This is a genomic window from Rhodococcus sp. p52 (assembly GCF_000763325.2).
Lineage (GTDB): Bacteria > Actinomycetota > Actinomycetes > Mycobacteriales > Mycobacteriaceae > Rhodococcus > Rhodococcus pyridinivorans.
This window is the reverse complement of record NZ_CP016819.1, coordinates 2168206-2188722: the sequence shown is the minus strand read 5'-3', so window position 1 is coordinate 2188722 and position 20517 is coordinate 2168206. Positions and strand designations below refer to the sequence as shown.

Annotated in this window: 19 protein-coding genes; 11 read left to right on the top strand and 8 right to left on the bottom strand. The window is 67.9% G+C overall.

Features of this window, described 5'->3' with window-relative positions:
* Position 1: 1 nt before the first annotated feature.
* A complete protein-coding gene (locus IM25_RS10165; RefSeq protein WP_006551714.1) occupies positions 2-586 on the bottom strand; it encodes a carboxymuconolactone decarboxylase family protein in 585 nt (194 codons plus the stop codon).
* A 112-nt stretch (positions 587-698) separates the two neighbouring features.
* On the opposite strand from IM25_RS10165, the gene IM25_RS10160 reads away from it, so the two are divergent.
* The 3 genes from IM25_RS10160 (at position 699) to thpD (ending at position 3981) form a co-directional block, all read left to right on the top strand.
* Positions 699-1892: a pyridoxal phosphate-dependent aminotransferase gene (locus IM25_RS10160; RefSeq protein WP_033096801.1), complete on the top strand. Its 1194-nt coding sequence runs from the start codon at positions 699-701 to the stop codon at positions 1890-1892.
* The gene (locus tag IM25_RS10155; RefSeq protein ID WP_006551717.1) at positions 1893-2897 is read left to right on the top strand and encodes an AraC family transcriptional regulator; all 1005 of its coding nucleotides are present in this window, start codon (positions 1893-1895) and stop codon (positions 2895-2897) included. It begins immediately after the preceding gene.
* A gap of 193 nt (positions 2898-3090) precedes the next feature.
* Positions 3091-3981: an ectoine hydroxylase gene (thpD, locus tag IM25_RS10150; protein ID WP_006551718.1), complete on the top strand. Its 891-nt coding sequence runs from the start codon at positions 3091-3093 to the stop codon at positions 3979-3981.
* Between the two features lie 64 nt (positions 3982-4045).
* Here thpD and IM25_RS10145 read toward each other — a convergent pair whose 3' ends face one another.
* From IM25_RS10145 to IM25_RS27590, 3 genes are all read right to left on the bottom strand, one after another.
* Positions 4046-4930: a glycosyltransferase family 2 protein gene (locus IM25_RS10145; protein ID WP_033096802.1), complete on the bottom strand. Its 885-nt coding sequence runs from the start codon at positions 4928-4930 to the stop codon at positions 4046-4048.
* Between the two features lie 81 nt (positions 4931-5011).
* The gene (locus IM25_RS10140; protein ID WP_006551720.1) at positions 5012-6109 is read right to left on the bottom strand and encodes a 3-deoxy-7-phosphoheptulonate synthase; all 1098 of its coding nucleotides are present in this window, start codon (positions 6107-6109) and stop codon (positions 5012-5014) included.
* 233 nt (positions 6110-6342) lie between these two features.
* On the bottom strand, positions 6343-6561 hold the full coding sequence (locus IM25_RS27590) for a GPR1/FUN34/YaaH family transporter (protein WP_084295080.1): 219 nt from the start codon (positions 6559-6561) through the stop codon (positions 6343-6345).
* Positions 6562-6660: 99 nt separating this feature from the next.
* Here IM25_RS27590 and IM25_RS10135 point away from each other — a divergent pair, with 99 nt between their 5' ends.
* Positions 6661-7065 carry an SRPBCC family protein gene (locus IM25_RS10135; protein WP_024103059.1) on the top strand — a complete coding sequence of 135 codons (405 nt, stop codon included), beginning with the start codon at positions 6661-6663 and terminating at the stop codon, positions 7063-7065.
* Between the two features lie 23 nt (positions 7066-7088).
* Positions 7089-7550, top strand: a complete 462-nt coding sequence (locus IM25_RS10130; protein ID WP_006551722.1) for a PPOX class F420-dependent oxidoreductase — start codon at positions 7089-7091, stop codon at positions 7548-7550.
* On the opposite strand, the gene IM25_RS26775 is transcribed toward IM25_RS10130, so the two are convergent.
* Entirely contained in the window at positions 7492-7671 is a 180-nt protein-coding gene (locus IM25_RS26775; RefSeq protein ID WP_228044897.1) for an ANTAR domain-containing protein, read from the bottom strand. The two genes, IM25_RS10130 and IM25_RS26775, sit on opposite strands and share 59 nt — an antisense overlap.
* Positions 7672-7819: 148 nt before the next feature.
* Positions 7820-9004, bottom strand: a complete 1185-nt coding sequence (locus tag IM25_RS10125) for an acyl-CoA dehydrogenase family protein (protein ID WP_198162552.1) — start codon at positions 9002-9004, stop codon at positions 7820-7822.
* Positions 9005-9129: 125 nt separating this feature from the next.
* Between IM25_RS10125 and treS the strand changes: the two genes are divergently transcribed.
* Entirely contained in the window at positions 9130-10953 is a 1824-nt protein-coding gene (gene treS / locus IM25_RS10120) for a maltose alpha-D-glucosyltransferase (protein ID WP_065996012.1), read from the top strand.
* Positions 10954-11009: 56 nt separating this feature from the next.
* Complete coding sequence (locus IM25_RS10115; protein WP_228045099.1) at positions 11010-12344, top strand: maltokinase N-terminal cap-like domain-containing protein; 1335 nt, start codon at positions 11010-11012, stop codon at positions 12342-12344.
* A gap of 64 nt (positions 12345-12408) precedes the next feature.
* Here the strand turns inward: IM25_RS10115 and IM25_RS10110 are convergent, their stop codons facing one another.
* Positions 12409-14838, bottom strand: a complete 2430-nt coding sequence (locus IM25_RS10110) for an ATP-dependent Clp protease ATP-binding subunit (RefSeq protein ID WP_065996011.1) — start codon at positions 14836-14838, stop codon at positions 12409-12411.
* 150 nt (positions 14839-14988) lie between these two features.
* Between IM25_RS10110 and IM25_RS10105 the strand changes: the two genes are divergently transcribed.
* The 3 genes from IM25_RS10105 to IM25_RS10095 are packed head-to-tail and all read left to right on the top strand — an operon-like array spanning position 14989 to position 18221.
* On the top strand, positions 14989-15453 hold the full coding sequence (locus tag IM25_RS10105; RefSeq protein ID WP_065996010.1) for a MarR family winged helix-turn-helix transcriptional regulator: 465 nt from the start codon (positions 14989-14991) through the stop codon (positions 15451-15453).
* Positions 15450-15872, top strand: coding sequence for an organic hydroperoxide resistance protein (locus IM25_RS10100; protein ID WP_006551727.1), 423 nt, complete (start codon positions 15450-15452; stop codon positions 15870-15872). Before IM25_RS10105 ends, IM25_RS10100 begins: the two co-directional genes overlap by 4 nt.
* A 48-nt stretch (positions 15873-15920) precedes the next feature.
* A complete protein-coding gene (locus tag IM25_RS10095; protein WP_033096807.1) occupies positions 15921-18221 on the top strand; it encodes a DEAD/DEAH box helicase in 2301 nt (766 codons plus the stop codon).
* Between the two features lie 29 nt (positions 18222-18250).
* On the opposite strand, the gene IM25_RS10090 is transcribed toward IM25_RS10095, so the two are convergent.
* Positions 18251-19138 (bottom strand): oxidoreductase, encoded by an 888-nt coding sequence (locus IM25_RS10090; RefSeq protein WP_024103050.1) that lies wholly within the window; start codon positions 19136-19138, stop codon positions 18251-18253.
* A 166-nt stretch (positions 19139-19304) separates the two neighbouring features.
* On the opposite strand from IM25_RS10090, the gene IM25_RS10085 reads away from it, so the two are divergent.
* Positions 19305-20480: an RNA polymerase sigma factor gene (locus IM25_RS10085; RefSeq protein ID WP_065996009.1), complete on the top strand. Its 1176-nt coding sequence runs from the start codon at positions 19305-19307 to the stop codon at positions 20478-20480.
* Positions 20481-20517: the final 37 nt, after the last annotated feature.

The window sequence follows — 20517 nt, the reverse complement described above, 5'->3', positions numbered from 1 at the left end:
GTCATGCGTTCCCGGCTTCGTCGGCCCAGGGTACCCGGCAGGCGTCCGTGCTGAATCCCTGATCGTGGATGCCCAGCGCCGAGTTCATGCGCGCACGCATGTTCTCGAGCGCGATCTGATAGGTGAGTTCGACGACGCCCGCCGGCCCGAAACGACGCTCGAGGTCGGCGACCTGTTCGTCGGTGACCTCCTTCGCCACGTCGCCGGTCATCGCATCGGCATAGGCGATCGCGGCTTTCTCGTCGTCGCTGTAGAGATCGGAGGTCTCGTACTCGGCGATGTGGGCGAGTCGTTCGGTGTCGAGTCCGTCCAGTCGCTGCAGCATCGTCCCGAAGTCGATGCACCACGAGCATCCGACGGTCCACGCCACGCGGTAGACGGCGATCTCCCGGACCGCGGCGGGCAGGACGGTGGAGGCGCGTTGGGCGAGCATCTCGTGGACTCCGCTCGTACGCATCAACCGCGGATGGTGCGCGGCCACCGCGAAGGGTTCGGGGACCGAACCGAACCTGCGGCGGGCGAGCGCATACATCGCACGGGTCATCGGACCGGTGCGGTCGGGAGCGACGGCTTCGAGTCGTGCCATGACGGTGTCCTTCCGGTGCGACCGACGGATACTCCGCCGGTTCGAGGTGGCCTACATCATGGAGACGAGGCAGACCTCACGGATGTGACACCGCGGGCGCTACGCTGCAGGAATGGCTGATTCGACGACTTCGGGACGAGTTCGTACGGTCTCCCGGTTACGACCGTTCGCCTCGACGATCTTCGCCGAGATGACCGAACTCGCTGTCCGGCACGGCGCGATCAACCTCGGGCAGGGATTTCCCGACGTCGACGGCCCGCCCGCAATGCTCGAGATCGCCCGCCGCGCCATCACCGAGGGGGTCAACCAGTACCCGCCCGGGTCCGGCATGCCGGTCCTGCGCGAGGCGATCGCCGCCGACCGTGCCGCACGGTACGGCCTGCACCACGACCCCGAATCCGAGGTGCTCGTCACCGTCGGTGCCACCGAGGCGATCAGCGCCGCCATCCTCGGGCTCGTCGAACCCGGAGAGGAGGTGCTCCTCACGGAGCCGTACTACGACTCGTATGCGGCCTCGGTGGCGCTCGCCGGCGCGACGCGACGGACCGTGCCGCTGACCCGTTCCGGGAACGGTTTCGTGCTCGACGTCGACGCCCTGCGCGCCGCCGTCACCGACCGGACACGGATGCTGGTCGTCAACAGCCCGCACAATCCCACCGGCACCGTCTACGACCGTGAAGCGCTGACCGCCCTGGCCGAGCTCGCCTGCGAACGCGAACTGCTGGTGCTGTCCGACGAGGTGTACGAGCATCTGGTCTTCGACGGCCGCACGCACATCCCGCTCGCATCGTTGCCCGGCATGGCCGAACGGACGATCACGGTCTCGAGTGCCGCCAAGACCTTCAACGTCACCGGATGGAAGATCGGGTGGGCGATGGGCCCGCGCGAGCTGATCGACGGGGTGCGCGCCGCGAAACAGTTCATGACGTTCGTCGGTGGGGCGCCCTTCCAACCGGCGGTCGCACATGCGTTGACGCACGAACAGGAATGGATCGCGTCGATGCGCGCCGACCTCGAGCGCAAGCGAACGTTCCTGTCCCACGCACTCTCCGAGGCCGGCCTGAAAGTGTTCGGCTCCACCGGAACGTATTTCGTGTGCGCCGATCTGACACCCCTCGGCCGGACCGACGCGGTGGCCTTCTGCCGGGAACTTCCGGGCCGCGTCGGAGTGGCCGCGGTACCGGTGAGCGTCTTCGTGGACGACACCGCGTCATGGAACCATCTGGTGCGCTTCGCGTTCTGCAAACGGGACGAGGTGCTCACCGAAGCGGTGGCACGTCTGAACGGATTGCAGGAGGCGCGCTAGATGTTGCGACCGACCATCCCGTCGGACTTCGTGTCGCGAGCGGTACAGGTGGGAGCCGAGGAGGGCATCGATCTGCAACCGGCCCTCGAGGCAGCACGCATCAGCCGCGCGGTGCTCACCCATCCCCATGCCCGGCTCACGCCCGCCCAGGTCAGTCGTTTCACGCAGGTGGTCTGGCAGATCACCGACGACGAACTCTTCGGCATCGCAGCGGCTCCCGTGCCCCGCGGCACCTTCCGGGTTATGTGCCTGACCCTCATCCACCGACCCGATCTCGACCACGCTCTGCAACGGATGATCGAGGTGAACCATGTCATCCGGTCCCTGCCGCAGTTGAGCCTGACCCCGGGTGCGTCCACCACCTTCCTGGACGTGGAACTGCCGGAGGTCGTGGACGACAAGACCCGCGTGGTGGTGGATTTCCTTCTCATGCTGCTGCACCGCTTCGCCGCGTGGCTGGTGGGTGGGCGTGTCCCCCTCGGGTCGGTGTTCCTGCCGTACACCGAACCCGATCCCGTCCTGGCCCGCAGTTACGACGCGATCTTCGGCGTGCCGGTGACCTTCGGTGCGGGACGGGCCGCGCTCGAGATCGACAATGCTGCACTGAAGTCGCCACTCGTGCAGACCGAGGAATCACTCGAGGAGTACCTGCGGGATTCTCCGAATCTCATTCTCTCCGAACGTGAATACGAGTCGACGGTGTCGTCCCAGGTGCGGCGGATCTTCGAATCGGGCATCGACGGACGGACGGCGACCGCCGAGGACATCGCCGGCAGGCTCGCGGTGAGCCCTCCCCATCTGCGACGCCTGCTCCGCCAGGAGGGCACGTCGCTGGGGCAGTTGCGCGAGGAGGTCCTCCGCGACCTCGCGATCGCGGGCCTGAGACGCGGTGAAGCGGTCGACGATCTGTCGTCCCGGCTCGGTTTCTCCGAGCCGAGCGCCTTCCGCCGTGCGTTCAAGAGGTGGACCGGAAACACCCCTCGCGCATACCGAGAGCACCGCTGACGCGCATCGGCTGCCGACCGTCGCGACGCCGCCGGATACCCGGCCGGTTCCGGAACGAAACTCGATTCGACCAGGAGTTATGGGCGAGGAGTCGGTACGCGGACATGTCGGGGCCCGGCTTGCATTCCTGCATTTTCAGTGGGAACGTCGGAAGTGAACCGTCATCGACTTTCGAGAGGGTGATCTACGAGCTATGCGCACGACCGTTCGCGACGACTATCCGACCCGCGGTCGCACCGCCTGCGAGTCCGTCGAGAGGAAGGATCCCGTCGTCTGGGGTTCGGCTGCCGGCGGGCCGCTCGACGCCGAGGCCGTGATCGAGTACGACCGCCGCGGGTTCCACACCGCCGAAGGACTTCTCGCCGCCCACGACGTCGGGAACCTTCTGGAGGAGACCTCACGACTCGGCCGGGAACTCGGCGACGACGACCGTGTGGTCCGCGAAAAGGGCAGCGGCGACGTCCGCTCGGTCTTCGACGTGCACCGGCTCAGCGATCTTGTGGACTCGATCGTCCGCAGGCCCGAAATCGCCGGAATCGCACGGCAACTGCTGGGATCCGAGGTGTACGTCCACCAGTCGCGGCTCAACGTCAAGCCCGGCTTCCGCGGTGGACCGTTCTACTGGCATTCGGACTTCGAGACGTGGCACGCAGAGGACGGCATGCCCAAGCCGCGTGCTCTGAGCATCTCGATCGCCCTCACCGAGAATTACGGCTACAACGGCGGTCTGATGATCATGCCGGGTTCGCACAAGACGTATGTTTCGTGTGCCGGTGAGACGCCCGACGACTACTACCGGGAGTCGCTGGTCACCCACGTTCCGCCGACAGGTTCGCCCGACGAGGACACCCTCACCCGTTTGGCCGCCGAGCACGGTATCGCGACCTTCACCGGCCCGGCGGGGTCGGCGACGGTCTTCGATTCGAACTGCATGCACGGTTCCAACGGGAACATCACTCCGTTCCCGCGCTCGAATCTGTTCGTCGTGTTCAACAGCGTCGAGAACACGCTCGTCGAGCCGTTCGCCGCCTCGAGGCCGCGTCCTCCCTATCTCGGCAGCCGCGATTTCACGCCGCTGAGGTGACCTGAGGTGAGAAGATCCCACGATGATGGCCGGGACGGTCCTGCGGCGTCCCGGCCACCCGTCGTCAGGGGGACGGCGTGCGGCCCTTCGTGTCGATCGGCATCGCACGTCCGCCGGAGCCGAAGATCGCTCGCCGGAGGGTGAATCTGCCCAGGTCGGGGTCGTAGGGCCGGTATGCCGCATACACGAGAACGTGGAGACGTGACTGTAGACGGATGAGCCTGAGGATCTCCGGCGTCAGGCGGCCGTGCAGTTCGAAGGTGTCGATTCCCGACTGGATATAGGCCGCGTACTCACGGGGCGGGGTGTAGGCCCGACGCGGCGACAGGTCGGCGTACAGATCGGTCAGCTGGGCGATCTCGATGTCCACCTCACGCAGACACAGTGCCAGATCCAGATCCTCGTGGATTCTCGGGTCCGTACTGACGACGTCCCGGACACGCTCCCACGCCGAGCGTCGCAGTGCCATGTTCGCGCCGTGCAGATTGTCGATCCGCCGTTCCCCGCCGAATGTTCCTTGCGCGACCCGTTTGTCGATGTACCACTGTTTGAGCCTGCGGTAGGGGGAATCGTAGGAGTTGCTGAGTCCGCTGATCGCTCCCACCTCGACGGTGTCGTCGCGGGCGAAAAAACTGCGGACGGTGTGCGCCCAATCGGGACGAACCCGCGTGTCCGCATCGATCCGTCCGATGAGATCTCCTGTGGCCGCGTCGTATCCGGCATTGCGCGCGAATGCGACACCCGGTCTTGGCTCGACGATCCGTCGCACGAGGGGCTCGCCGGCGGCGATGGCTTCGATGATCTGCGCAGTGCGATCGGTCGAATTGTTGTCAACGACCAGGATTTCGTGGATCTCCGACTTCTGGGCGAGCAGCGCCGCAAGGCATTTCGCGATGTAACGCTCCTCGTTGTGGGCCGGCACGACGATCGACAACCTGTTCGTAGTCATGGAAACGACGCTACCGAACCGACGAGGGCCGGCGGTTCGTCATCGCTGACGACTCCGCCGACCCTTCGCGCCGCAGACGGTTCAGCCGCGACGGGTGCGCACGGCCTGCGCGAGGCGGTCGAGCTGCGCGGCGGTGGTGTCCCAGTCGATGCACGCGTCGGTGATCGACTTGCCGTAGTCGAGCTTGTCGGCCTCGCCGAGGGTCAGGTCCTGACGTCCCGCCTCGATGAAGCTCTCGAGCATCAGTCCGACTATGCCCTTCTCGCCGGCCTCGATGCGCTCGGCGACATCGGTGACGACGTCGACCTGCTTGTTGTGGTCCTTGCGGCTGTTGCCGTGGCTTGCGTCGATGACGACACGCTCGGGCAGACCGGCCTTGCGCAGGCGGGCCATCGTGTCGGCCACGGTCTCGGCGTCGTAGTTCGGCCCCGCGCTGCCACCGCGCAGGATGACGTGGCAGTCCGGGTTGCCTACGGTCTCGATCAGCGCGGCCTGACCGTCGAGGTCGGTGCCGGGGAAGACGTGGCTGGCCGCTGCGGCACGGGTGCCGTCGACCGCGACCTGCACGTCACCTTCGGTGGAGTTCTTGATGCCGACGGGCATGGACAGCGCGCTGCACAGCTGGCGGTGAACCTGACTCGCGGCGGTGCGGGCGCCGATGGCTCCGTAGGTGACCAGGTCGGCGTAGTACTGCGGAAGGATCGGGTCGAGGAACTCGCAGCCGACGGGCAGGCCGAGACCGGAGACGTCGAGCAGCAGCTTACGGCCGATGCGCAGACCGGTGTTGATATCGAAGGTGCCGTCGAGGTGCGGGTCGTTGAGCAGGCCCTTCCACCCGAGCGTGGTGCGCGGCTTCTCGAAGTACACACGCATCACGACGTGCAGGTCGTCGCGCAGCTCCTCGGCCTTGGCGGCCAGACGGCGCGCGTAGTCCATCGCGGCGGCGGGGTCGTGCACGGAGCAGGGGCCGACCACGACGACGAGACGGTCGTCGGTGCCGTTCAGGATGTCGACGGTGCCGGCGCGGCCCGAACGGACGGTCGCTGCGACGACGGCGTCGGGTGCGTACTCGGCACGGATCTCGGAGGGTGCGACGAGAGGGCTGACCTTGACGGTGCGCTGTTCGTCGAGATTCGACGTGGAGATTCCGGTGGTCGCGGTTCCGGTGCTGGGGCTCATCGATGATTCCTGTTCTCGGTGGTTCGGATTCCGACCCGAGAGAACCTGAGATTCCGACGAGCCGGTCTGGATCCGGCTCGTAGGTGAAGAAGTCAGCGCGCGGTCACGCCGACCGACCCACCCCGGGCCGGCCTGCTAAACCAGAAATATGCACGCTGCATAGCCCCGGACTGTACCAGGACGGCCGATGCGCCTGTCAAATCGCCCCCGCACGGGAACGAAGAGGTGCCCCGTCAGCGTGGGCCCGTGGGCAGGACGACACGCCCGAAGGTCGTGCTCAGCACCCCGGCAGCGGAGGTGTACCAGGCGCCGGCGGCAGCGGCGAGCCCGAAATAACCCCCGACCCTCGTCGGACCGGTCTGCTCCAGTAGTGCTCCGAGGGCGAGGAAGACGAAGACGAAGACGAAGACGGCGAGGAGTACCGAGAAGGTGACGAAGAGGGCCGCGCCGATCCGGGTACCGGCTGAACGCCGTCGCTCCGAAGACGTTGCGCTTCAGGAACTCCCACATTCCGGCGGCGATCGACCTCCCGAACTTCTAATGTGGCGAGCATGAGCACGCACGTCGTCCGCAGCCGCCATGTCGCTCGGGTCGTCCGATGCCCACCGCGCCGGGTCTACGAGTTCGCCGCGGATCCCGACAACCTGCCGAAGTGGGCGGCCGGTCTGGCACAAAGCGAGGTGCGGCGGATCGGCGACGCCCTCGTCGCGGACTCCCCGATGGGCGAGGTCACCGTGCGGTTCGTCGGCGCCAACGATTACGGGGTGCTCGACCACGAGGTGACACTGCCGTCGGGTACGACGGTGCACAACCCGATGCGGGTACTCCCCCATCCGGACGGTGCCGAAGTCGTCCTCACCGTCCGGCAGATCGAACTGACCGACGACGAGTTCGACCGCGACACGCGCATGGTGGAAGAGGACCTCGCGCGACTCGCGGCGCTCCTCGAGTCGTGACCCTTCGGAACAGGAGAACGTGAATGGCCCGCAAGATCGCCACCAACACCGCAGTCGGCCTGCAGGAACTGCTGGACTTCGTCCGGCCCCGGCACCGAATGATCCTCATGACGCAACGCGACGACGGCACACCGCAGGCATCCCCCGTCACCGGCGGCGTCGACGACCGCGGACGCATCGTGATCGCGACCTATCCCCGGCGCGCCAAGACCCGCAACGCCCGCAGCCGGCCCGAGGTCGGTGTCGTCGTGCTGTCCGACGACTGGAACGACGCGTGGGTGCAGGTCGACGGAACCGCGGAGGTGATCGATGCCCACGACGACGTCGAACCGCTCGTCGAGTACTTCCGCAACATCGCCGGGGAACATTCGGACTGGGACGAGTACCGGCAGGCCATGCGCGATCAGCGCAAGTCGCTGATCCGGATCACCCCGACCCGCTGGAGCCCGGTGGCCACGGGAGGCTTCCCACCCGAACTGGCATAGATACCTCACCGCCCGCGTCGACCACGTGCCCCGCGATCCGTCGCAGGGGCACGTTGCGTTCCTCGGACAACTTCCGGAGCAGGACGAACGCATCGTCGGCACCCACCGCGAAGCGTTCCATGAGATCACCCTTCGGACCGCGCGCCGCTCGACCGCTCCCTGTTGCCGACCTCCCCCGATGCCACGCCACATACTTGCATCGACCTCCCGGCGTGCCGAAGAACCCTAGCGCGAAGAGCAGGTCGCATTGGTCACGAGCGGCCGGCGGTCTACCGCCACGGCACGCGTTCCGGGTCGCGCAGCATCCGCCGTGCCGTGGACATCCGGTGCACCTCGTCGGGGCCGTCGTAGATACGGGCGTAGCGCGCCCGCCGGTACATCCCCTCGAGCGGCGTGTCGGCGGTGAGACCGAGCGCCCCGTACACCTGGATCGCACGGTCGACGACATCGTGCAGCATCTGCGCGCCGCGGAACTTGATGAGCCCGATCCGGACCCGGGCGTCCTCCCCCGCATCCATCACCCGCGCGGCGTCCAGCGTCATCAGACGGGCGGCCTGGATGTCGGCGGCGGATTCGGCGATGTAGCGCTGGATCTCACCCTTCTCGGCGAGCAGCGATCCGTGGGCGAAGCGGGAGTTGGCGCGCGCACACATGAGTTCGAAGGCCCGTTGGGCCTGGCCGAGCCACCGCATGCAGTGGAAGATCCGTCCCGGCCCGAGCCGGTCCTGCGCGACGACGAAGCCGTTGCCGCGTTCACCGAGCACGTTCTCCTCGGGAACGCGCGCACCGTCGTACCGCACCTCGTAGTGATCGCTCGGGTCGTGCCCCATCGTGGGGATCGCCCGCACGATCTCGAGTCCGGGGGTGTCGATGGGCACGATGATCGCGCTGATGCTGCGGTGCAGCGGAGTCGACTCGGGTTCGGTCCGGGCGAAGACCGTGCAGTAGCCGGCCTGCGCGGCGCCGGTGGTGAACCACTTGTGCCCGTCGATCACCCATTCGCCGTTCTCGAGCCAGGCGGTGGTCTGCACGAGCACGGGGTCGGATCCCGCCACCTCCGGCTCGGTCATGCCGACAGAGGGCAGGATGTCGCCAGAGACGAGCCCTGGGATCCAGCGCTCGCGTTGTTCGGCGGTGCCGTGCCGCTGGATCATCAGGGCGTCCTGCATGGACACCGATCCCACCGCGAGCTGACCGTACTCGGAGCGGCCGATGATCTCGTTGAGGTAGACGAAGTCGAGGAAGGGAACCCCGCCCCCTCCCATCTCCTCGGGATGCCCCAGAGCCCACAGCCCGAGTTCCTTCGCCCTGGCCTTCAGCCCGACGAGCGCCTCGGCGGCCTTGTCGTCGTGACGGCTCAGGACGGGTTCGAGAGGAATCACCTCGTCGTCGATGAACGAACGCATGCGGGTGCACAGCTCGGCCACCCGCCCTTCGGGCCGGTTCGCAGTCATGCCCGCCAATCTATCGGCGCACACGTGCACTCACATAGCGTTCCGTCCTGTCCGGGTGTGGAAATCCGTCCGCCGGGGCATTCTGTGGCGAGTCCATCCTGCGACGCGACGAGCACGGAGGTGCCATGCCGGATCCGTCCGACCGAGTACCCGAATACGAACACACCGAAGACGGTCATCTCGTCGAGAGCCGGGCGGAGGACTTCGCCCATGCGCGCAGCCTGCCCGTCGACCCGGACTGGTTCAAGACCGCGGTGTTCTACGAGGTTCTCGCCCGCGCTTTCAACGACTCGAACAACGACGGCACCGGCGACCTGCGGGGGCTGACCGAGAAACTCGACTACATCGCGTGGCTCGGCGCCGACTGCATCTGGCTGCCGCCCTTCTACGATTCACCGCTCCGCGACGGCGGCTACGACATCCGCGACTTCCGGGCGGTGCTACCGGAATTCGGCACGGTCGAGGACTTCGTCACCTTCCTCGACGAGGCGCACAAACGCGGTATCCGCGTCATCACCGACCTCGTCATGAACCACACGTCCGACACGCACGCGTGGTTCCAGGAATCCCGGAGCGACCCCGACGGGCCGTACGGCGACTTCTACGTGTGGTCGGATGTCGACGACCGATACCAGGAGGCCCGCATCATCTTCGTCGACACCGAGACGTCCAACTGGACGTGGGATCCGGTGCGCAAGCAGTACTACTGGCACCGGTTCTTCTCGCACCAGCCCGACCTGAACTACGACAACCCCGAAGTACAGGACGCGATGCTCGACGTCCTGCGGTTCTGGCTCGATCTCGGCATCGACGGGTTCCGCCTCGACGCGGTCCCCTATCTGTTCGAGCGTGAGGGGACCAACTGCGAGAACCTCCCCGAGACGCACGCCTTCCTCAAGAAGTGCCGTGCGGTGATGGATGCCGAATATCCCGGCCGGGTGATGCTGGCGGAGGCGAACCAGTGGCCCACCGACGTCGTCGAGTACTTCGGCGAACCCGAGATCGGCGACGAGTGCCACATGGCTTTCCACTTCCCGCTGATGCCGCGCATCTTCATGGCGGTGCGGCGACAGAACCGTTTCCCGATCTCGGAGATCCTCGCCCAGCCCCCGCCGATCCCGAAGACCGCCCAGTGGGGCATCTTCCTCCGCAACCACGACGAGCTGACCCTCGAGATGGTGACGGACGAGGAACGCGACTACATGTACGCCGAGTACGTCACCGACCCGCGGATGCGCGCGAACATCGGCATCCGCCGTCGTCTGGCGCCGTTGCTGGAGAACGACCGCAACCAGCTCGAGCTCTTCACCGCTCTGTTGCTGAGCCTGCCGGGTTCCCCCGTCCTGTACTACGGCGACGAGATCGGCATGGGCGACAACATCTGGCTCGGCGACCGCGACGCGGTGCGGACCCCGATGCAGTGGACCCCCGACCGCAACGCGGGCTTCTCCCGCGCCGATCCGGGCCGGTTGTACCTGCCGGTGATCATGGATCCCACCTACGGGTACCAGGCGGTGAACGTCGAATCGCAGATGAACTCGACGAACTCGCTGTTGCACTGGACGCGGCGGATGATCCAGGTCCGCAAGCAGCATCCGGCCTTCGGTGAGGCCTCGTTCACCGAACTCGGCAGCGCGAATCCCGCGATCCTGTCCTATCTGCGCGAGATGTCGCCCGGCCCGGAACGCAACTACAGCGACGTCATCCTGTGCGTGAACAACCTGTCGCGCTATCCGCAGGCGGTCGTCCTCGATCTGTCGCGCTTCGCCGGGTGGATCCCGGTGGAGCTGACCGGGTCCGTCCCGTTCCCGACGATCACGGAGGAGGGTTACATGATCACCCTGCCCGGTCACGGATTCTTCTGGTTCGCCCTGCAACCCGATCCGTCCAAGGAGGGACCGGGCGAACACCCGGTGAGCAGCGAAGCGGAAGCGGCGGTGCAGCCGTGACGACCAACAACGAGCTCTACCCGGACGAACGGCTCGTCGAGGATCTGCGCGAATGGATGCCGCACCAGCGATGGTTCGCGGCCAAGGGCCACACCATCACCGGGATCGGTGTCGTCCTGCGTCATCCGCTCGTGGAGGAGTCCGGTTTCGGGGCCGACCATCTGATCGTGAAGGTCTCGTTCGACTCGACCGCGGACCAGATCTATCAAGTGCCCCTCGGTTTCCGTTCCCATCTCCCCGAGGAACTGCAGTCGTGGAGCGTGGTCGGCCCCGACGACTCCCACGACCACGGCCTGCACGTCTACGACGGCCTCCGCGATCAGGAGATCCTCGACCGGTATTCGCGCAATCTGGCGAGCGGCACCCCCGCCGGCCCGGTGGATCTCCACACCGTGCCGGGTGCGGTCATCGAACCGGGCCTGCGTGGGCGTGCGCTGAGCGCGGAGCAGTCCAACACCTCCGTGGTCCTCGGAGAGAAGTTGCTGCTCAAGATGTTTCGTCGGCTCACGCTCGGCATCAATCCGGACGTCGAACTGCCGCTCGCGCTCGGCGAGGACGGATGTCGGTCGATCGCCCCGATCCGGGCATGGATCGAAGCGGAGGTCGACGGGGTCCGCACCACGCTGGCGATGGTGCAGGACTTCGCGGCGAACTCGGCCGACGGCTGGTCGATGGCACTCGGCAGTGTCCGGGACCTGCTCCTGGAAGGAGACCTGCGCGCCGACGAGGTGGGCACCGACTTCGCCGGGGAATCCCATCGCATCGGTGCGGCCGTCGCGGATGTGCACGCCCATCTCGGCTCCGCGCTCGGCACCGACGAGCGCGCCGCCGCCGAACTGGCCGAGGGCATGATCCGCCGGCTCGAGGGTGCGGCGGCCGAGGTCCCCGAGCTCGCCGAACTCACCGACGCGGTCCGGGCCCGGTTCGATGAGGTTGCGGCGCTGGGTCAGGTTCCGGTGCACCGCATCCACGGCGACCTGCATCTCGGGCAGGTGCTGCGTACCCCCGAGCGCTGGTTGCTCATCGACTTCGAGGGCGAACCCGCGAAGTCGCTCGAGGAGCGCCGCAAGCCCGACAGTCCGTTCCGGGACGTGGCGGGGATGCTGCGGTCGTTCGACTACGCCGCGCATCATTCGATCCGTGAATCCGAACAAGGCACGGCGGTGGAGTCGCAGCGGGAGTTCCGGGCCCGGGAGTGGGCCGAACGCAACTGTGCCGCCTTCTGCGACGGCTACGCAGCTGCCTCGGGCACGGATCCACGGGGCTCCGACGTCCTGCTGCGTGGTTACGAGCTCGACAAGGCGGTCTACGAGGTGGTCTACGAGGCTCGGCACCGTCCCTCGTGGCTTCATCTGCCGCTCGAGGCGATCCGTCGTCTCACCGCCCGCTGACCACCCCCCGAACGCGGGAAGGGGAGAGATGCCGTGGCATCTCTCCCCTTCCTCGTCGTGCGGGTCAGCTCACCTGGAGCAGCAGTTCGTCTTCCACGACGTCCGCCGTGACCCGGTTGCCCTCGGCGAGCGCGTCGTCGAGCAGCATGTCGGCGATGCGGTCGTCGACCACCCGGGAGATCGAGCGGCGCAACGGACGGGCACCGAACTCGGGCTGGTGACCGTTGCGGGCGATCCACGCCACCGCGTCGGCGGTGAACTCGAGGTCGATCCCCCTGCTCTGCAGCCGCTTCCGGCTGTCGTCGAGCAGCAGCTCGGTGATCCGGTGCAGCTGGTCGTCGTCGAGCTTGCGGAACATCACGATCTCGTCGATGCGGTTGAGGAACTCCGGCCGCATCGATTCGCGCAGCCGTCCCATGACCCGGTCACGCAGCGGCTTCTCGGCCGCCTCGGCGTCACCGGTGGTGAAGCCGAGCGCGCCTCCGCGGCTCGAGATGATGTCCGAACCGAGGTTGCTGGTCATGATGACGACGGTATTGGTGAAGTCCACCGTGCGTCCCTCACCGTCGGTGAGGCGACCGTCGTCGAGGACCTGCAGCAGTGTGTTGAACACGTCCGGGTGCGCCTTCTCGATCTCGTCGAGCAGCACCACCGAGTAGGGGTGGCGACGCACCTGTTCGGTGAGCTGTCCGGCCTCGCCGTAACCGACGTAACCGGGAGGGGCGCCGACGAGACGGCTCACGGTGTGGCGTTCGCCGAACTCGCTCATATCGATGCGCAGCATGGTGCGCTCGTCACCGAAGAGCACCTCGGCGAGCGCCTTCGCGAGCTCGGTCTTGCCGACGCCGGTGGGACCGAGGAACAGGAAGCTGCCCACCGGACGACGCGGGTCGCTCATGCCGGAGCGGCTGCGCCGCACGGCACGTGCCACGGCGTGGACGGCTTCGTCCTGTCCGACGACGCGCTTGTGCAGCTCGTCCTCGAGAGTGCGCAGCCTCTCCTTCTCGGCGCGGGTCATCCGCGATGCGGGGACTCCGGTGGCCCGCGAGACGATCTCGGCGATCAGCTCCGGGTCGACGGTCGGAGTTCCCTCTCCGTTGCCCTCGCTGTCGCCACCGTCGATCCGAGCCTGGACGCGAAGGATCTCGTCGCGGATGCGCGAGGCATCCTCGTACTGTTCGGCCTCGACGGCGCGATCCTTCTCCGCTTCGAGTTCGTCCAGCCTCGAACGCAGTTCGGTCACGTCGGTGCGCGGCACCCGCAGGCGCAGTCGTGCACCGGCCTGGTCGACGAGGTCGATCGCCTTGTCCGGCAGGTGCCGGTCGGGCAGGTACCGCATCGACAGGTCGACGGCCGCTTCGAGCGCTTCGTCGGTGTACCGGACCTTGTGGAACTCGGCGTACCGATCGGCGAGACCCTTCAGGATCGCGACGGCGTCGTCGCGTGCTGGCTCGTCGACCGTGACGGGCTGGAAACGGCGTTCGAGCGCCGGATCCTTCTCGATGTGCTTGCGGTACTCGTCGAGGGTGGTCGCACCGACGACATGCAGTTCACCGCGGGCGAGCTTCGGCTTGAGGATGTTCGCCGCGTCCATCGCGCCCTCGTTGCCGGCGCCTGCGCCGACGACGGTGTGGATCTCGTCGATGAAGACGATGAGCTTGCCCTGCTGGGCGGTGATCTCGTCGAGCGCTGTGGTGAGACGTTCCTCGAAGTCGCCCCGGTATCGGGTTCCGGCGACCATCGCCGTCAGGTCGAGCTGGACGATCCGCTTGTCCTGCAGGATGTCCGGGACGTCCCCGTCGACGATGCGCTGGGCGAGTCCTTCGACGATGGCGGTCTTGCCGACGCCGGCCTCACCGACGAGCACCGGGTTGTTCTTGGTGCGTCGCGCGAGGATCTCGATCGTCTGCTCGATCTCGTCGGTACGGCCGATGACGGGGTCGATGCCGCCGCCGCGCGCCCGCTCGGTGAGGTCGACGCCGAATTTGTCGAGCGTCGGCGTCGGGGTCTCCTCCGCGGCGGGAGCTGCGGGGGTGGGCTGCAGTGCGGTCTGCAACGCCTGCGGGGTCACGCCCAGGGACGCCAGCAGGCGTCCGGGAGCGCGGGTCTGGTCGGCCGCGAGCGTGAAGAACAGGTGCTCGGGGTCGATGTAGGTGGAGCCGAGCGCACGCGAGAGCTGGTGCGCTTCGAGGAGTGCGGTCTTCACGGCACCGGTCAGTGCGGGTGCGGAGACGGCCTCACCGGGGCGGCTCTGCGGCAGCCGCTGGTCGACGGCGGCAGCGACGTCGGCGGGGGCGGCTCCGGCGCGCGTCATGACCGTGCGGGACGGATCCTGCTCCGCCATCGCGCGGAGGAGGTGCAGCACGTCGAGTTCCGCGTCACCACGGTCGGTGGCGTAGCGCGCTGCGTGGGCGAGGAGGTCCTGGGTACCGCGGCTCATGAAACGAGTGATGTCGATTCGGCCGGGGTCACCAGGCCCGAAGAATGCCGGCATTCCGAAGCCTTTCTGTCGAACTTGAGCCATTCTCACTCAACTAACGTGCCCAGAGCGCTCTCAATTCCCACATGGAAGTGATCCGGAACACGTATCGAGTTGTGGCCATTAATGTTGTGTACAACAAAACGGGGCGCTACATTCATTCCCGTGCCGTCTCCACTCGAACTCGACCAGCAGGTGTGCTTCGCGCTCTACCGCGCCTCCCGCACCATCACGGCCGCATATCGGCCACATCTCGATCGGCTGGGCATCACCTACCCGCAGTACCTGGTGCTCCTGGCGCTGTGGGAACGCGATGCGCGAGGCGTGCAGGATCTGTGCGACTCGCTCGATCTCGACACAGGCACACTCTCCCCCCTGCTCAAACGGCTCCAGGCCGCCGGATACGTCGAACGACGCCGGCAGCAGACCGACGAACGTCGTGTCGTCGTCCACCTCACCGAAGCGGGAGATGCACTCCGGACAGAGGCCACGGACATCCCCGGCTGCGTGACGCGGGACAGCCGGTTCGACGTCGACGAACTGGTCGCGCTGCGCGAGACGCTCCACCGCCTGACCGCCGCGTTGCAGGAAGCACCCGGCGCACTCTCGAAGAAAGGCAGGACATCGTGAACATCATCTACACCGCCGAAGCACTCGCCACCGGAGCAGGCCGCGACGGCCACGCCCGCACCAGCGACGGCAAGCTCGACCTCGACCTGTCCATCCCCACCGAGATGGGCGGCAGCGGCAAGGGCACCAACCCCGAACAACTCTTCGCCGCCGGGTACGCCGCGTGCTTCCACTCGGCACTGCAGATGATCGCCCGACAGGAGAAGGCGGACGTCAGCGACTCCGCGGTCGGCGCCCGCGTCGGCATCGGCCCGACCGACGGCGGCGGATTCGGTCTCGCCGTCACCCTCGAGGTGACTCTTCCGAACCTCCCCCGCGAGCAGGCGCTCGAGCTCACCGAGAAGGCCCATCAGGTGTGCCCGTACTCCAACGCGACCCGCGGCAACATCGACGTCACCCTCGAGGTGACGGAGGACTGAGTCACCCTGCGCTGCGCACATGTCCGCGCCGACCCGTAGCGTGGACACGTGCGCACGCAGGACCGGTCGCAGCTCGCGCTGTTCGCGACCGAACTCGATTTCCCCCTCGACGACTTCCAGGTCGAGGCCTGCCGAGCCCTCGAGGACGACCGCGACGTCCTGGTGTGCGCCCCCACCGGGGCGGGCAAGACCGTCGTCGGTGAATTCGCCGCCCGTCTCGCGCTCGCAGCGGGCGGACGCTGCTTCTACACCACCCCCATCAAGGCGCTGAGCAACCAGAAGTACTTCGACCTGTCGCGTCGCTTCGGCGACGACCGCGTCGGTCTGCTCACCGGCGACATCTCGCTGGACCCGCACGCGCCCGTGGTCGTCATGACCACCGAAGTGCTGCGCAGCATGCTGCACGGCGGCTCCCCGCTCCTGCACGGACTCACCCACGTCGTCATGGACGAGGTGCACTATCTCGCCGACCGCGAGCGCGGTGCGGTGTGGGAGGAAGCGATCCTCTCCCTTCCCGGTGACGTGCGGCTGACCAGCCTGTCGGCCACGGTGAGCAACGCCGAGGAGTTCGGCGGCTGGCTGCGCGGCGTCCGTGGCGACCTCGCGGTCGTCGTCGAGGAGACCCGGCCCGTCCCGCTCACCCAGCACATGCTCGCCGGCGGGCGGCTGTTCGACCTGTTGTCCCCGTCCGGCACCGTCGACGAGACCCTCGAGCGGTACATCGCCCACCGCCAGCTCGTCGAGGCCGCGCCCGGCCCCGCGACCGGCCGTGGACGACGACGGCGACGTGCGCGCGGAGCACCCGGACCGGCCGGTGCCGACCTGCCCGAGGTCGTCGCCCGGCTCGAGGCCGAACAACTGTTGCCGGCCATCTGGTTCCGGTTCAGCCGCAACGGGTGCGACGGCGCCGTCGCCGAATGCCTCGAATCGTCGGTTCGGCTCACCGAGGCGGCCGACGTCGCCGAGATCCGCGCGGTCGCCGACCGGCACACCGCAGCGCTGCCGCCCGCAGATCTCGACGCCGTCGGTCACGCCGAGTGGCTCGAAGGACTCGAACGCGGGTTCGCCGCGCACCACGCCGGTCTGATCCCGGCCTTCCGTCACACCGTCGAGGAGTTGTTCGCCCGCGGTCTCGTGCGGGTCGTGTTCGCCACTGAGACCCTCGCCGTGGGGGTGAACATGCCGGCGCGCACCGTCGTCCTCGAACGCCTCGTCAAACCCACCGCCGACGGACCGGTGCGCCTCTCCCCCGGCGAGTACACCCAGCTCACCGGTCGCGCCGGTCGGCGCGGCATCGATGTCGAAGGCCACGCCGTCGTGCTGTGGAGTCCCGAGGCCGCCCCCGCGACCGTCGCCGGCCTCGCCGGCGCACGCTCGTACCCGCTCCACAGTTCGCTGCGCGTCGGCTACAACACCGCGGTCAACCTGGTCGCCGGTCGCGGCATCCCCGGCTCCCGCGAGTTCCTGCGACGCTCGTTCGCCCAGTTCCAGGCCGAACGATCCGTCGCGGCGCTCACCGACGCCGTCCGCGCGAACACGACGGCGCTGCGTGATCTCGACACCGAACTCGGGGACGCCGAGGGCTTCACCGAGTACCGGCACCTGTGCGACCGGCTCGCCGAGGCACGACGCTCCGGTTCGGCCGAGCTGGTGACGTCGCTGGCACGGGCGGTGCGGTCGCATCCTGCACATCGACGCGGCGATAGGGAGCGCCTCCTCGCCCTCTCTGCGCGACGCGCCGCGGTGCACGGCGACACCGAACGGATGCGGTCGCAGATCGACACGGTCACCGGACGCCTCGTCGAGACCTTCGATCGCACACTGGATCTGCTCGAGGAGCGGGGTTATCTGCTCCGCGACCCGATGGGCGGGTCGGCCTACGTCACCGACGACGGTCGTCGTCTGGGCCGGATCTACTGCGCGAACGACCTTCTCGTCGCCGAATGCGTGCGGACGGGCGCGTGGTCGGGGCTGACACCGGCCGAGCTCGCCGCCGTCGCCTCGAGCGCTCTGGGCGAGACCCGGCGCCGCACCGTCGGAGTCCCCGGACGCACCACCCCGGCGATCGACGAGGCGCTGCGCGCCACCTCACGGCTGTGGAGCGAACTCGCCGGACGCGAAGAGCGTCTCGGCCTGGAAGTGGGGCCGGATCCGGATCCCATCGCCGTCGCCGCGATCCACCGCTGGGCACGCGGGGACGGACTCGCCGCCGCCCTGCGCACCGCATCGGATGCGGGGCTCTCGGCAGGCGATCTGGTCCGGCGTTATCTGCGCACCCTCGACCTCGTGGATCAGACCGGACTGTGCCGACGCGACGATCTGCCGCCGGTCTCGTTCACCCTGACCTGAGAACTGCAGGATCTACGGTATCGAAAGATCTAGGGCATCGAGTACTCGACGGAGCACACCCGCTCCGACAGTTCCCACAACCTCCGCGCCAGGATCTCGTCGCGTGACCGCGAGGTGGACTGCACCCGCTTCGGCCGGCCGCGCATCTCGAAGAAGGAATCCGGCCCGTAGTAGCCACCCGGCTCCGCATTCGGTGAGGTCGCCGCGTAGAGCGTCGGGAGCGCACCCTGCTGCGGGGACTGCCCGATGATCGGGGTGACGAGTTCGACGATTTTCCCGTGCCAGGACTCGCTGCGGTACTGCAGATTCGTCGACGAATAACCCGGATGCGCGGCAAGCGAACTCACGCTCGATCCGGCTGCGGTCAGGCGTCGCTGCAGTTCGTACGCGAACAACAGGTTCGCGAGCTTCGACTGCCCGTAGGCGAGCCACCGCTCGTAGCGGCGACGTTCCCAATCGATGTCGTCGAGATCGATGCTGCCGATGCGGTGCATCGTGCTGCTGACCGTCACCACCCGGTCGGTGATGCGGTCGAGCAGCAACCCGGTGAGCGCGAAGTGGCCGAAGTGATTGGTACCGATCTGCATCTCGAACCCGTCGGCCGTCCGCCGCAGCGGTACCGCCATGACGCCGGCGTTGTTGACCAGGACGTCGATACGCTCGTGCTCGGCACGAACCTCGTCGGCGAACGCACGGATCGACGAGAGATCCGCCAGGTCCAGACGGCGCACGGTGGCGCGGTCGCCGAGATCGGCCGCGACCGACTCACCCTTGGCGACATCGCGGCACGCGAGCACCACCTCGGCACCGGCGTGCGCCAGCGCCCGGGCGGTCTCTGCACCGAGTCCGCTGTTGGCCCCCGTCACGATCATCGTGCGTCCCGACAGATCCGGAATATCGTTCGTGGTCCACCCCATGCCCGCCACCCTACGGACGCGCGCCGCGTGGCGACACTCCCGTTTCCGGCGTCGACGGTCCCGATGGATCGCATCCTCACCGTGGGGCGCACCTGCTCGTAGACTTCCCCGGAACTCACGACCGCAGGCGCGCGCGGGGCGCATGCACGACAGGGAGGTTCCATCGATGGGGCACCACCCCGGACGTCCGGACCGCGAACTCGCCGCAGCGTTGCGGAACGGGGAGCCGGACGCCACGGCAGCGGTCTTCGACCGTTTCGCCCCCGGCCTGTACGCGTACGCGTGCGGCTTCGTCGCCGTGTCATCGGCCTCGGACGTGGTGTACGACGCGGTCTGGACGGCGACCGCGCGGATCCGGTCGCTGCGCGACGAGAGTCTCCTGCGGGCCTGGCTCTACGCCGTGGTCCGTGCCGAATGCATCCGCGTGCTCGAGCGCACCGGCTCCGCCCTCGAATATCTCCCCGCGGCCGCCCCCGCCTATCAGGCCGCTTCCGACGTGCTCGACGTCCGTGAGGCGGTCCACCTGCTCGACGGCACCGCGCGCGAGGTCGTCGATCTGATGGTCCGGCATCACTTCTCGTTCCACGAGATCGAGGCGTTGCTCGGTTCCGCCGGCGAGGGACATGTCCTCGCCCATGCGCAGGACTTCGTCGACCGTGCGGTGCCCCGCGTGCCGAATGCGCTCGGAACGTTCTCGCTTCTCCCCTTCACCCCTCTGCCCGCGCACCTGCGTGGACGGCTGCTCACGGTGCAGCCCTCGGAGGCGGAACTGCTCGATCTCGGGCGCCGGCTCGAACCGCTGGACCGGGAGGGCTTCCCCCGTCGCGATCGTCGGGCGAAGCGCACCGTTCCCGTCATCGCGGCGTCGGTGGCGGTGTTCGCGGTGCTGGGCGTCGGTGCGTTGTTCGTGTTCCCGCAGGCCGAGCCCGTCGAGCGGCAGGGCCTGCGTCCTGCGGCCGAGCCGACGCTCGACATCGGGTCGCCGGTGGCGACGAGCACGACCGCAGCGACAACCGAGACCACGCCCACCGAGCCCGCGGAGACGACGACGGGGGAACCCGAGTTCGAGGCACCGTTGGTGACCCCCACCTCGGCAGCGACCGCCGAGCCCGCTGCGGAATCCACCGCCGCTTCCGCCACCACGGCGACATCGACCGTCGGTGGCTTCACCAGGCGCGGCGGGCCGGGTCGCGGGGCCGAGCCGGACGAGGACCGCCCGCGCCGGGACACCGAGGAGAGCGACACGCCGAACACCGGGACGCCTCGCCCCACCACGGGGACGCCCACCTCACCGCGGCCGATGCCGACGCTGCCGACCTTCCCTCCGCGCGGCGGGGTATGAGGTGGGCATCCCCGTCACACGGCGGAGACGAGGACGT

Bases quoted from the DNA above. Each gene is read 5' to 3' on its own strand.
- IM25_RS10085 (WP_065996009.1), top strand. From the start codon at position 19,305: ATGGGGCACCACCCCGGACGTCCGGACCGCGAACTCGCCGCAGCGTTG.
- IM25_RS10090 (WP_024103050.1), bottom strand. From the start codon at position 19,138: ATGGGGTGGACCACGAACGATATTCCGGATCTGTCGGGACGCACGATG.
- IM25_RS10140 (WP_006551720.1), bottom strand. From the start codon at position 6,109: ATGAGCCCCAGCACCGGAACCGCGACCACCGGAATCTCCACGTCGAAT.
- IM25_RS10110 (WP_065996011.1), bottom strand. From the start codon at position 14,838: ATGCCGGCATTCTTCGGGCCTGGTGACCCCGGCCGAATCGACATCACT.
- IM25_RS10160 (WP_033096801.1), top strand. From the start codon at position 699: ATGGCTGATTCGACGACTTCGGGACGAGTTCGTACGGTCTCCCGGTTA.
- IM25_RS26775 (WP_228044897.1), bottom strand. From the start codon at position 7,671: ATGGAACGCTTCGCGGTGGGTGCCGACGATGCGTTCGTCCTGCTCCGG.
- IM25_RS10145 (WP_033096802.1), bottom strand. From the start codon at position 4,930: ATGACTACGAACAGGTTGTCGATCGTCGTGCCGGCCCACAACGAGGAG.
- IM25_RS10135 (WP_024103059.1), top strand. From the start codon at position 6,661: ATGAGCACGCACGTCGTCCGCAGCCGCCATGTCGCTCGGGTCGTCCGA.
- IM25_RS10165 (WP_006551714.1), bottom strand. From the start codon at position 586: ATGGCACGACTCGAAGCCGTCGCTCCCGACCGCACCGGTCCGATGACC.
- thpD (WP_006551718.1), top strand. From the start codon at position 3,091: ATGCGCACGACCGTTCGCGACGACTATCCGACCCGCGGTCGCACCGCC.
- treS (WP_065996012.1), top strand. From the start codon at position 9,130: ATGCCGGATCCGTCCGACCGAGTACCCGAATACGAACACACCGAAGAC.
- IM25_RS10115 (WP_228045099.1), top strand. From the start codon at position 11,010: ATGCCGCACCAGCGATGGTTCGCGGCCAAGGGCCACACCATCACCGGG.
- IM25_RS10130 (WP_006551722.1), top strand. From the start codon at position 7,089: ATGGCCCGCAAGATCGCCACCAACACCGCAGTCGGCCTGCAGGAACTG.
- IM25_RS10125 (WP_198162552.1), bottom strand. From the start codon at position 9,004: ATGACTGCGAACCGGCCCGAAGGGCGGGTGGCCGAGCTGTGCACCCGC.
- IM25_RS10155 (WP_006551717.1), top strand. From the start codon at position 1,893: ATGTTGCGACCGACCATCCCGTCGGACTTCGTGTCGCGAGCGGTACAG.